Annotated in this window: 13 protein-coding genes and 1 riboswitch; of the genes, 5 read left to right on the top strand and 8 right to left on the bottom strand. The window is 46.7% G+C overall.

Annotated elements, in window-relative coordinates:
- Positions 1–115: 115 nt before the first annotated feature.
- Both BLQ44_RS09375 and BLQ44_RS09370 read right to left on the bottom strand, forming a co-directional pair.
- Positions 116–589: a thioredoxin family protein gene (locus BLQ44_RS09375; protein WP_093193629.1), complete on the bottom strand. Its 474-nt coding sequence runs from the start codon at positions 587–589 to the stop codon at positions 116–118.
- 7 nt (positions 590–596) lie between these two features.
- A complete protein-coding gene (locus tag BLQ44_RS09370; RefSeq protein WP_093193628.1) occupies positions 597–1,007 on the bottom strand; it encodes a disulfide oxidoreductase in 411 nt (136 codons plus the stop codon).
- A gap of 171 nt (positions 1,008–1,178) precedes the next feature.
- Between BLQ44_RS09370 and BLQ44_RS09365 the strand changes: the two genes are divergently transcribed.
- Both BLQ44_RS09365 and BLQ44_RS09355 read left to right on the top strand, forming a co-directional pair.
- Positions 1,179–1,604 (top strand): ferritin-like domain-containing protein, encoded by a 426-nt coding sequence (locus BLQ44_RS09365; RefSeq protein WP_407690372.1) that lies wholly within the window; start codon positions 1,179–1,181, stop codon positions 1,602–1,604.
- A 1,098-nt stretch (positions 1,605–2,702) separates the two neighbouring features.
- The gene (locus tag BLQ44_RS09355; protein ID WP_093193625.1) at positions 2,703–3,878 is read left to right on the top strand and encodes a M20 family metallopeptidase; all 1,176 of its coding nucleotides are present in this window, start codon (positions 2,703–2,705) and stop codon (positions 3,876–3,878) included.
- Between the two features lie 49 nt (positions 3,879–3,927).
- Here BLQ44_RS09355 and BLQ44_RS09350 read toward each other — a convergent pair whose 3' ends face one another.
- From BLQ44_RS09350 to BLQ44_RS09330, 5 genes are all read right to left on the bottom strand, one after another.
- Positions 3,928–4,641 (bottom strand): phosphatase PAP2 family protein, encoded by a 714-nt coding sequence (locus BLQ44_RS09350; RefSeq protein ID WP_093193624.1) that lies wholly within the window; start codon positions 4,639–4,641, stop codon positions 3,928–3,930.
- Between the two features lie 117 nt (positions 4,642–4,758).
- Positions 4,759–5,811 carry a homocysteine S-methyltransferase family protein gene (locus tag BLQ44_RS09345; RefSeq protein WP_093193623.1) on the bottom strand — a complete coding sequence of 351 codons (1,053 nt, stop codon included), beginning with the start codon at positions 5,809–5,811 and terminating at the stop codon, positions 4,759–4,761.
- Positions 5,808–6,926, bottom strand: coding sequence for a methionine biosynthesis PLP-dependent protein (locus BLQ44_RS09340; protein ID WP_093193776.1), 1,119 nt, complete (start codon positions 6,924–6,926; stop codon positions 5,808–5,810). The genes BLQ44_RS09345 and BLQ44_RS09340 overlap by 4 nt, the downstream gene beginning before the upstream one ends.
- A 76-nt stretch (positions 6,927–7,002) precedes the next feature.
- Positions 7,003–7,109: riboswitch (SAM riboswitch) on the bottom strand.
- Positions 7,110–7,193: 84 nt separating this feature from the next.
- On the bottom strand, positions 7,194–8,408 hold the full coding sequence (locus BLQ44_RS09335) for an ABC transporter permease (RefSeq protein WP_093193622.1): 1,215 nt from the start codon (positions 8,406–8,408) through the stop codon (positions 7,194–7,196).
- Complete coding sequence (locus BLQ44_RS09330; RefSeq protein ID WP_093193621.1) at positions 8,401–9,144, bottom strand: ABC transporter ATP-binding protein; 744 nt, start codon at positions 9,142–9,144, stop codon at positions 8,401–8,403. The genes BLQ44_RS09335 and BLQ44_RS09330 overlap by 8 nt, the downstream gene beginning before the upstream one ends.
- 124 nt (positions 9,145–9,268) lie before the next feature.
- On the opposite strand from BLQ44_RS09330, the gene BLQ44_RS09325 reads away from it, so the two are divergent.
- From BLQ44_RS09325 to BLQ44_RS09315, 3 genes are all read left to right on the top strand, one after another.
- Positions 9,269–9,691 carry an HIT family protein gene (locus BLQ44_RS09325; protein WP_093193620.1) on the top strand — a complete coding sequence of 141 codons (423 nt, stop codon included), beginning with the start codon at positions 9,269–9,271 and terminating at the stop codon, positions 9,689–9,691.
- Between the two features lie 101 nt (positions 9,692–9,792).
- The gene (locus BLQ44_RS09320) at positions 9,793–10,320 is read left to right on the top strand and encodes a tryptophan transporter (protein ID WP_093193619.1); all 528 of its coding nucleotides are present in this window, start codon (positions 9,793–9,795) and stop codon (positions 10,318–10,320) included.
- Positions 10,321–10,444: 124 nt separating this feature from the next.
- The gene (locus BLQ44_RS09315) at positions 10,445–10,834 is read left to right on the top strand and encodes a YtxH domain-containing protein (RefSeq protein ID WP_093193618.1); all 390 of its coding nucleotides are present in this window, start codon (positions 10,445–10,447) and stop codon (positions 10,832–10,834) included.
- Between the two features lie 127 nt (positions 10,835–10,961).
- On the opposite strand, the gene BLQ44_RS09310 is transcribed toward BLQ44_RS09315, so the two are convergent.
- On the bottom strand, positions 10,962–11,915 hold the full coding sequence (locus tag BLQ44_RS09310) for a glycine betaine ABC transporter substrate-binding protein (RefSeq protein ID WP_093193617.1): 954 nt from the start codon (positions 11,913–11,915) through the stop codon (positions 10,962–10,964).
- Positions 11,916–11,928 lie beyond the last annotated feature (13 nt).

The raw sequence follows: 11,928 nt of genomic DNA, 5'->3' as shown, positions 1-11,928 counted from the left end.
TAATATAAAGGGAAAGTGAGCGGTTGTACCGCTCACTTTTTTTATTAAGGTGCTTGTTTTCGACCTGAGGCTGGTTTACTTCTCGTCTATGCAACAGTTGCCGTTCCGGTTTGCCTTAATCCGTTACGTTCTTCTCAAAGAAGTCACGGAAGGCTTGTTCCGGTTGTTGCCCGACGATTCTGTCCTGTTCTTCCCCATTTTCGAAATGGACGACCGTAGGGGTCGCTTCAATTCCATATTCAGCCATCTGCTGCGGGAATTCCAATACGTTCATCTTCTTCATATCCACGCCCATATCTTCTGTCAGTGGTACAAGGTACGGGGTGGTATTCTGGCAATACACACATTCCGGACTGTAGAAATAGACGGTTACCGGGTCGCCGGACTCCACTCGTTCCGATAGTTCATCCGGAAGAATCTGATTGCCGTAGTTCGGATCGTCGAGCTGATCGATAGTCGACTGCTCCAGGTCATCTTTGTTGTAAGGGTTATCTGCTGTTTTCTCTGAGTTCTGAAGGCTTACGACAACTGCCAGAGCAGCAATCAATACGACCAATACAGAACCGAATATAATCATTTTTTTCTTCATTTGTACACTACTCCTTCTTCCCTAACATCGTTACATGGCTGATAAAGATAATGATAAATGCTGTCCCCGCCAAAAACGGGATGGTAATAAAACCGAAATAATTGACGTACTCCACCGTACACGGAACCGCTCCGCAACTACCGCCTGGTGGCTGAAGTATAGACACTTTCTGCATCAAATAATGATACGTAGATGTCAGAACCCCGATTCCACTGAGAATCAGCCCGGGGAAAGCCATTTCTTTCGAATTCTTCAAAAGAGCAGCCCCATAGATGATTACAAGCGGGTACATAAGGATACGCTGATACCAGCACCACTCACATGGCGTGTATCCCATAAATTCGGAATAGAACAAACTTCCAAGCATAGCCGTAAGAGCTACAGCCCATGCTGCGAATAAACGATTGGAACTTTCCATGCTCTCTTCATCCTCTCCTTTTGTATTATACAAGGGAACGGGAGGAATTGAAAACAAGGGACTCCAATTCACGAAATCGACATTTTTTCTCCGTTTAACTTCCTTAGGCTTGGGAATACAAATATTAGAAGTATTTTTAAACAGAAAGGATGATTAGTCGTGGATCAGCAAATGAAGGAATTGATTGATGGACTGAACGAAGACTTGTCTCACGAGTATGCAGCCTCTATTATGTACACAAATAACGCTGCCGTCGTTTCAGGACTGTACCGATCTGTATTGAAACCATTCTTTGAAGGGGAAATCGCCGACGAACAGGGACATGCCCTCTATCTCGCAGAAAAAATCAGCACCCTTGGTGGCACTCCGACGACGAAGCCGGCCGATGTACCGCAGGAATCCCACGTAAAAGATATGCTAGTAGCTGCGAGAGACGCTGAAGAAGCGACCATCAAACGTTACGAAAAAAGAAAACAACAAGCAGACGACCTCAACCTTACTGAACTATCCGTCAAACTCGACGACATGATCGCAGATGAAACAGGCCACATGGAGGAAATCGACCGTTTACTACGTGACTCCCGCCTGCATGAATAAATGAAAAGTGGAGAAGTCCTGCTTAGAAACCTCAGTCATAAGGAGAACTGTCAGACAAAAAGTGCTATTTCTTTTTTTCTGATCTGTTCTCCTTATGGCTCGGGGTTTCTGGAATTCGGAACTAGACATGAATGAAATGTGGAATCACCCCGCTTCGTATTATAAGGTTAACCAGTTTATCTGGTTGACCTATTTTTTCTGGGATATTCTTTAAGTAGCCGGGTAGGACGTTCGCCCTCCCCTCGGGAATCTGATCCGATCTACTTATGGCTCGGAATTTCCATAGCTGGACTTGAATGAAAAGAAAAGCATACAAGCCCCTCTTAAAAGATCTACTCTAAGAGGGGCTTCTTCATTTAGGATTCCTGACTGGGGCTTGGAAATGAAGTGTTATTGCATACTTCCTTTGCAAAAACCGTCGCATTAAAAATGATATGATACATTTTTATATCGCAAAATTTCATATCTATCTCGTACCGATACTTTTGCGACACTTTTTATGATCCCCTTCTGAAGATTGTCCCATTTACGAAGGATTCTGATTATGAAAAGCGCAACAGAACACAGACAAGCGGAACCTCCTCCAAGGCGCCCGCTTTTTTCTTTTTTTCCATATAATGATATAGTAAAAGGGAAAGCGGAGAAGGCCCGTTTAGAAACTTCAGTCATAAGCAACTTGGTCAACGAAAGTCGCTCTTCCTTTCTTTGATCCGAGTTGCTTATGGCTCGAGTTTCTGGCCTTCGTAGCTAGACATAAAAGGAAAAGTGGAGACATCCCGTTTAGAAGTCCTGGCCTAAGTAGACCGGTCAGACAAAAGTGCTTTTCCTTTTTTCTGATCCGGGCTACTTAGGACACGGGCTTCTGGATGTCGCAACTAGACAAAATGGGAAAGCGGAGAAGCCCCGCTTAGAAACTTCAGTCATAAGCAACTTGGTCAACGAAAGTCGCTTTTCCTTTCTTTGATCCGAGTTGCTTATGGCTCGAGTTTCTGGCCTTCGTAGCTAGACACAAAAGGAAAAGTGAAGACCTAACTCTCAGATTAAATTGCAGAGCTGCACAGCTGGATATATAACGATAAAAAATGGAGGAATAGATGCATGGATCACTCTATCTTTGAAACAATCGATACCCTGTACGACAAAATGGTGGAAACAAGAAGATACCTCCACCAATATCCGGAACTTTCTTTTCACGAAACAGAAACAGCGAAATACATAGCTGATACATATAGCGACCTCGGTATTCCTTATGAAGCGAATGTTGGAGGCAATGGTGTCATCGCCACGATTGAAGGGGGAAGGCCAGGCAAAACAGTGGCACTTCGGGCAGATTTCGATGCACTTCCCATCCAGGAACAGAATGACCACCTCTCTTTCTGTTCGAAAAATGAGGGCGTCATGCATGCCTGCGGTCATGATGGCCATACAGCGGAATTGCTCGGTCTCGCAGAAGCCGTATGGCAACATAAACAAGACCTCCCCGGCACTCTTGTACTCGTCCATCAACATGCCGAAGAGTTCACCCCCGGAGGAGCAAAACCTATAATCGAATCCGGTGCGCTCGACCATGTGGATGCTGTCTTCGGCACACATCTGTGGGTGAATACGGACTATGGAACGATTGATGTCAGCAAGGGAGCTTTCATGGCCGGAGCAGATGGATTCAAAATCAAAATACAAGGAAAGGGCGGGCACGGAGCCCAGCCCCACCAGACTAAGGACGCAATCGTCATCGCTTCCGATCTGGTCTCTTCCCTGCAGCAGATCGTCGCAAGAAGAATCGACCCTCTTAAAACCGCTGTTGTTACGACTGGAACGATCGAAGGCGGAACTGCGTTCAATGTGATTGCAGACACCGCAACACTTACAGGAACCGTGCGAACGTTCGAAACAGAAGTCCAGGATACGATCATCGAAGAAATGGAGCGGATCATCAAGGGCGTCTGCACAGCTGCAGGAGCAGATTACGAATTCTCCTACCAGAAGGGCTACCCTCCTGTGGTCAACCATGAAAAAGAAGCTTCGCTCATCCTTGAAGAAGCGTCCCATGCCGATGCTTCTCTGAAGACTAGAGAAGTGGAACCTTCGATGGCCGGGGAAGATTTCGCCTACTACCTTCAGGAAAAGCCGGGCGCCTTCTATTTCACCGGCGCCAAGCTTCCTAATCACTATTATCCTCATCATCACCCTAAGTTCGATTTCGATGAACGTGCGATGCTGCACGGGGCTAAAACATTGATGCAGGCGTACCTCAGTTATCAAAACCATTCTTGATACAAGACAAAAATCCTGTAGAGCAGGCATCTGCCTCTACAGGATTCTTTCATGATGTTACCTTTTCTTCTTTCTTCCTCGCTCTCCTTCTCTTTCTAAAGAGCATAATCTCTAGCCCGGCAATAGATACGAGCAGCCACGCAGTGCCTAGAGCGATTCCTGCCATAACGTCTGTGAAATAGTGGACGCCGACGAAAATCCTGCTTACTGCAACCGTCACGCCGAACAGACCAAGAAGTATACCGAGTATCCATCTAGTACTGTTCTTGAAACGACTGACCACTACCAAATAGATCATGAATCCATAGAAGGTGATTGCTCCCGTCGAATGACCACTTGGGAAGCTGTAACCGACGCCGTCATAAGCCTCGATCACTTCCGGGCGCTGTCTTTCGAATAGCAGCTTCAACCCTTTCGTGAGTCCACTGATTCCGAGCATGTTCACTGCCAAAAACAGGGCTACCCATTTGCTTTTATCCGAAATGAACAAAAGATAAGCTACTACCAGAACCGACAGCAATGTCAGAAACCATACGGAACCGGCCTCTGTAATATAGCCCATCGTCTCAGCCATCCATGGTGGATTGATTGTGCTTACAAAATCGCTCACCAACCCGTCCACAGCGAATTTTTCCTGTTCCAACACTTCCTCTCCGAGAGAAGCGACGAAAAAGAATCCTCCTCCGATCACAAGGAAACCTGCAATCATCAGTATGATGGAAGCCCGTGTAGGATTCGAAATATGTGTCCCTTTAAATAACAACAGCTTTTCCTCCTCTACTCTGCTTTCCTTTCCTACTCTCCTTCCCTTCCGTCCCAGTGAGCAAACAAAAAACCCGAAAGCTCCGGGTGATTTCCGGAATTTCGGGTTCCTGTGCACTTATGCTTTTGAACGGTAACTCAAATTTTCCTTGTTCAGGCTATCTTCCTGTCCAAACAGGAAATGCTTGTGCATATCAGGGGAATACTTGGACTGCACCGTTTCGATTCCCACAGCCTCCGCGACGGAGCGGATCATCGCCGGTGAAGCTCCGCAACAGAGACCAAGATAGTTCACTCCGATGCCATGTGCTTCTTTCGCCCACTCCGCCAGCTCATAACGGTTATGGTAGAGGGGGTCGAGTGATGTCGGGAAGGTCGTTTCCGTCGGCAAAGTGCAGCTGCACCCTCCGTCAGGAAGATTGAAAAACGTCGGATGCTCCTCTGTCGTGCGGTACGGAATCGGTAACGCTCCTACGTAGCCGTCCACTTCTTCTCTGATTCTTTCGATATAAGGCTGCATTGTATCAGGACCGCGGAAGCAATTCATGCCTACGACGAGTGCCCCGTGTTCCTTCAGGGAAGCGCAGGATTTTTCAACCGTGTAGCCGTCACGCAGAATATTCTCTCCCATCAGACCTAACGTAATGACCGCCTGTAAGCCGGCTTTGTTTATTTCTTCAAGGGCGATGAGCGCTTCTTCATGGTAGTAGAACGTCTCTCCGTTCACGAAGTCCACCCCTTCTTCCTTACACCAGGACACCATTTCCCGGAACATCTCACGAACCTGTTGTTTGCTCTGTTCATCTTCCGGGTCGAAAACGTTCGTATTAGAAATGTTCCCGGCTACAAGCGCTTCTTCCCTAGGGTGTTCTTTGGCTACTTCTTTCGCAAGGCGGATCGCGTTTCTATTCAGTGGTTCGAGAAGGTCTTCTTTTCCGATGATCCTCATCTTCTCCCGATGAGCGTTATAGGTGAAAGCCAGGACTACGTCTGATCCAGCAAGCATGTAATCCCGGTACGTCTGTTTCAAGGCTTCCGGATTCTCGATGGCCACCTCCGGTACGAAGGAACCTGCCTGCAGGTAACCTCTTCGTTCAAGTTCAAATAAGTATCCTTCTCCTACAATCACTGTTCCATCTTCCAATCGTTGTTCCAAGCTTCTTTTCGTCATGCTTCTCTCTCCTTTATCAGTGAATTTCCTAAAGCCTGTGCCAAATCTTTCTTCAAATCCTCACAATCTTCAATACCTACGGAAAAACGAAGAAGACAGTCATCGACGCCGTATTTCATCCGCCTTTCTCTCGGTACATCAGCATGTGTCTGGGTAGCAGGGTATGTAATGAAACTTTCCACACCCCCGAGACTTTCCGCAAACGTGATCAGCCCAAGAGACCTCAGTAAAACCGGTACCTGTTCTTCGCTATTCACCCGGAAGGAAAGCATTCCGCCCCGTCCCGGGTACAATACGTCTTTCACTGCTTCATGATTCTCAAGAAATTCTGCGACGTGTCGAGCATTCTCTTCATGCTGCTTCATCCGGAGGTGGAGTGTCTTCATTCCTCGCATCAAAAGCCAGGAGTCCATCGCGGAAAGTGTTGCTCCAATTCCGTTTTGCAAGGCGGCGATTTTCTCCGTAAGCTCTTCCCCTTTCGCAACAATAGCTCCGGCGAGCACGTCGTTGTGTCCTCCCAGATATTTGGTTGCACTATGGATAACGAGATCCGCTCCCTCTTCGAGAGGTTTTTGCAGGAGAGGCGTATAGAACGTATTATCCACGATCAGCCACAGGCCGTACTTCTTACAAAGAGCCGCATATTCTTTGAGATCCGCCTCTTTCATGAGCGGGTTGGTCGGTGATTCGAGAAAAATAGCTTTCGTCTGTGCCGTGATTTGTTTTTCGAAAGTAGACACATCTGTAAGTTCCGCGTATCTGAAATGTATTCCGTATCTCGACAACACCTCTTCAAACAGTCGATACGTACCTCCGTACAAATCGTAAGGGACGACGACCTCTTCCCCGGAACGGAAAAGTCCGAACACCGTATGAATCGCAGCCATTCCAGAACTGCAGGCAACAGCGCCGTCTCCCTTCTCGAGATCAGCCAGCGCTTCTTCCAGGATAGCTCTTGTCGGATTCTTCGTTCTCGTATAGTCGAATCCTGTGGATTCCCCCATACCGGGATGGGCATAGCTTGTGGAAAAATAAACGGGAGGGTTTACAGCTCCTGTCTTTGCATCTGTTCTGTTTCCGACTTGCGCCAGTCTCGTATCCGTTTCGTATGGCATCTTCCTGCTCCTTTCCATCAAAAAAAGTCGACCTCCTATAAAGAGGTCGACTTCTACACGTATGTATACCGCCGGCCTCTCATCTCTCAAAGCATACGCTTTGCTGGATTTGGCACCATTCCGCATTATGCGACGGTTGCCGAGGTTTCAAAGGGCCAGTCCCTCCACCTCTCTGGATAAGAGTCCATGTAATTTGTTTAATTTTTTCCAATTATAGCTGGTAACAGGAACGACGTCAATACTTTCTGAAAACTTTTTCTATTGCAACTACTCGAGACGGCTACGAACGAACGTCTCGACAAATAGTATGCTGAATAAACCTCCACCGACAGCCATAAGAAGACCAGCCACCCATTCGGCTTGAAAAACGAATAGGAGAACAAAGATCAATGTCTGCGTGGAAAGCAGCTGTTTCAAAAAGGTGACAAGTGCTTCTCTTCGCTGTTTTAACGATACCGGATATATATCGAGCCAGGCAATGGTACGGTGATGATGCCACAACGTAATCATCTGGAATCCGCTCAGGTAAAGAAACAGAACGCCGATGATAACACTGACCCATGTATTTGGCACCATCCAGATAGCCAGACCGCCTATCACGACAAGACGGGCATACATGCCAATATAATCCCCGGAACGGGCGAAAGTGATCCTATACAGGTACGTGTACGTTTTCTCATTGGTGAACGGAAGTCGAGTCGTAAGCACGGACACCAGCCACTTTCTCTTTTTCACCCTGCTTTTCAAGTGTGGGACATCCGTAAACATATTCGCGAGCCGGTAGAATGCTCTCATTCGAGCCTGATCCTTCTCAAGAAGAAGGTCCCAGGCAAGGGCGGCTTTTTGCCTGGATACGTACCTCGTATAATAGACCAGTCCAACAAGTAAGATCAACACAATAGCTGTGAAGATCCATGACCCTACAGCCGCAAAGTAGAAGAGGAATACAGAAAGGACCCACTTCACCGCCTGGTCCAACAGACGTATGCGCGGTTCCCGTTCCTGGAGCATCCACCAGTTGGACAGGATAACCATCGCCTTGATTACGAGCATCCCTGCAACAATCTGCAGGTAATGGCTCATGCCGAATTCAGGATAAACCGTAAAATATAGCGGGCCCAGTGCAGCAGCAGCCAGAAAAATGACATATAGCTGCACGGTGTAGCTGTAATACAGACAACGCCTGAAGTAATCCTTCAGTTCATATTCTGCAGGTAATAAAAAGACGAGGTCCGGTTCTTTGACCATGGTACGCACCGGGCTATAGGTGACGATGCTCCCGAAAACGACCGCTACCACCCAGGCTGCCGGAAAATCCTCAGGAATCGTTTGCAGCCACTGTTGGTAGAAGTATGCACCGGCGGAAAAGAGAAAGAAAAGAACAACCGCAATATGCCCATTGAATATATAGCGCATATATCGGTTCAGTTCCTTTACATGCTCTCCCATCCTTTCTTTCCAAAACTGTTTCGCATCAATCATAGGACTCTTCCTTCGTCAGCCGGACATAGATATCGTCAAGGGAAGCCCCCGGCATGGAGAACGCTTGTTGTAATTCCTGTAGCGTACCTTCAGCCTTCACTTCTCCTTCATGCAAAATGACGAATCTGTCGCAATATTTTTCTGCTGTTGCAAGGATGTGCGTGGACATGAGCACTCCAGCCCCGTTCTGCTTCATTTCTTCCATCCATTCGAGATAGGATTGGATCCCAAGTGGGTCGAGCCCTACAAACGGCTCGTCCACGATATAAAGAGAAGGCTCAATCAGAAAAGCGCACATGATCATCACTTTCTGGCGCATCCCTTTTGAGAAGTGGACAGGGAACCAGTGTAATCGCTTTTCCATCCGGAATTCCTTCATTAAAGGAGGTAACCTTTTCTTGAAAGTTTCTTCATCAATGTGATAAGCCTGCGCTGTGAGTCGTAAATGTTCTTCGAGAGTCAGTTCGTCATACAGAATCGGCATCTCAGGGATGTACGCCAGTTGCTTCCGGTAGGTTTCCGGCTCTTCTCTGAAAGACGTACCATTGATGGATACGGTGCCCTGTTTCGCTTCCATCATTCCTATGACGTGCTTGATCGTCGTACTCTTCCCTGCACCGTTCAACCCGATCAGTCCAACGATCTCCTTCGGCTCTACACGAAGAGAAATACCGTGGAGAACATTCTTATGTGTATATCCTCCGTGCAATTCTTCTATATGTAACAATGATTGCAATCCAATCCCTCTTTCCTTAAAAATTATAGTTCCGTCCCATCTGAAAAAATAGTATCACAGTTTGCCGTCCTAATACAGTTTCCCCTCCTCCCTATGATACAATATTCCTTAAGGAGGGAATTTTATGACAGATTGTATTTTTTGCAAAATCGTGAATGGAGATATTCCATCCGCGAAAGTGTACGAAGACGAAGAGGTGTACGCGTTCCTTGATCTCAGTCAGGTGACGAAAGGTCACACCCTCGTTATTCCTAAACAGCATACGAAAAACATTTATGAAACCCATCCGCAGGTAGCTTCTAATTTATTCGCACGCCTTCCTAAAATCGCTTCAGCTGTCAAAGAAGCATTCGGAGCAGATGGTGTGAACATCGTCAATAATAATGATGAAGCAGCCCACCAGTCCGTGTTCCATCTACATATTCATGTTCTTCCAAGATACGGAGATGGAGATGGATTCGGTCTTAAATGGGAAGATAACAGCGAGAAATATACCCAGGATCAACTTCAGGAAGCCGCTCAATCGATTTCAGAGAAGATTTCTTAGAAAGTTTCCGGGTCTTTTGTTATACTTATAACACGTTCGCAGCCGATCATGAGGATACGGCTGGAGCGAAAAATAGTTCAGGTTAGAAGAGGAGAGATTAGATGAATACTCGTGTTTTAGTGTTGTTGTCGTTGTTTGTAGGGATTGGAGCTGTGCTGCATGCTGTGATGCCACCGATATTCTTCGGAATGCGTCCGGATATGTTACTTGCTATGATGTTCTTAGGGATCCTTATGTTTCCTAAGCTATCCTATGTCCTTGTTCTTTCTGTAGCGACAGGGTTCGTATCGGCTCTTACCACGACGGTGCCAGGAGGACAGATTGCGAACCTTATTGAAAAACCGATTACCGGAATCATCGTTTTCGGAGCGGTCCTCGCAATGCAGAAAGTCACACAGGAACGTGTGAAAGCAGCTGTTATCACGGCAGCAGGGACAATCATCAGCGGTTCCATCTTCCTCAGTCTCGTTTTGTTCGTCATCGGTCTGATGGAAGCTGGCTTCATAGCTATGTTCCTTACCGTAGTACTTCCAACAGCGCTACTGAATACGGTGCTCATGATGGTACTACAGCCTGTAGCAGAAAAGATCCTCAGGCGTTCTCCGTCCAAAGCACTACGCGCATCCTGATTCATTTGGGGGACGGCCGCTACCCGCGGTCGTATACCCATTTTCACAGGAAAAGGTTTAAACGCATACATATTAGGAGAAATTAATAAGTAGGTTCACGTTAGTGAGTAAAGGAGGAATCACCATGGTCCAAGTCAAACCGTTTATTCTTGGCATTGTTTCCGGAGGAGCGGCTGGAGCCTTGTATGTACTCTTAAGCACCCCTTCTTCCGGTAAAGAATTCCGGTCCAATGCCGTGCTGAAAAGCAAAGAACTGAGCAATGTCCTGAACGGACTCAATGAAGAAGGAAACCAATTCAAGGATCAAGTCACGAAGACATCGAAAGAAACATTATCACTTATCCGTCATTTAAGCGAAGACATAAGTACTTCGATTGAAGGTTGGAAAAGAACGATTGCCCCTCACCAGAAAAACATCCAAAACTACCTTGAACAGATTGAAGATAGTCTTGCCGACCTTGAAGAAAAAGCAAGACAGCACCGCACAACTGAATCCGAAACTCCTCAGCAATAAAAGCATCCCTATGCGGGGTGCTTTTTTTAAATTTCTTTACAGGATCCTCCCCGACCATCGAATTCGTAGAATACTACAAAAAAGAAGACCTCCGTCAATTCCGGAGGTCTTCTCTGTCATTCATCCATTATTCAGCTGGCTGAAGATCTTCGATAGAATCTACATCCATGTACTCAGGAACAACAAGTCCCACTTTTGCACCTTCAAGGTTCGCACCAAGGTCTTCCAGCTGATCTCCATACTGCTCATACTGGGAACCGTGAGTGGCCGGCAACCATGCAGCTACCATACCATCAGCTTCACCGTTTGCAACAGCACTCCACATCGGACCATTATCCAATGGAGTAATCGTCACTTCGAAGCCTTGTTCTTTCATAACTTCAGCAATTACGTTCGTAGAAGCGATCTCAGAATCCCAGTTTACGTATACAAGTTCAACCTCTGTACCATCTACTTCCTCTGTACCTTCTGTCCAGGAAGAAACGGCATCTTCGTTATTGGAAATCCAGTTCTGCGCTGCTTCTTCAGGGGAAGCACCGTTTTGGATCTCAAGCATAACTTCTTCCATATCAGCAGTTTCCCACATGAACTGGTCTAGAATCATATAAGCATTCGGCTTCTCGTCTTCTAGTCCAGATCTCGCCATTGTCTTGATCTGTTCAGCATCTCCGAATACACCTTCTGGATCTTCAAGATACTTCAAGTCATATTCAGCGAATTTCCAGTGAGGCGTCCAACCAGTAACAATGATCGGTTCTTCATTCTCAATGGCTTCTCCAAGAGCTGTTGCCATCGCACCGGAGGAAGATGTAGCAACTTCCCATCCGGAAAGACTATCGTATGTCTCTACTGCTTCCTGGGATGCAGCTACTACACCGGCTCCCGCTTCGATTCCTGTAATTTCGTAGCCCATTTCTTCACCATAATTCATTTCTTCCGTGGATTCTCCTCCACTTCCTTCAGATCCGGAGTCTCCTCCGTCTGTGGATTCAGATCCTTCGTCGGATCCGCAACCTGCTGCGAGTAGTGTCAATGACAAACCAGCTGTCATACTTAGACGTTTCCAGTCTAATTTAAACATGTAAATCTCCCCT

The sequence above is a fragment of the Salimicrobium halophilum genome, assembly GCF_900100295.1.
Lineage (GTDB): Bacteria > Bacillota > Bacilli > Bacillales > Halobacillaceae > Salimicrobium > Salimicrobium halophilum.
This window is presented reverse-complemented; position numbering and strand designations above follow the sequence as displayed.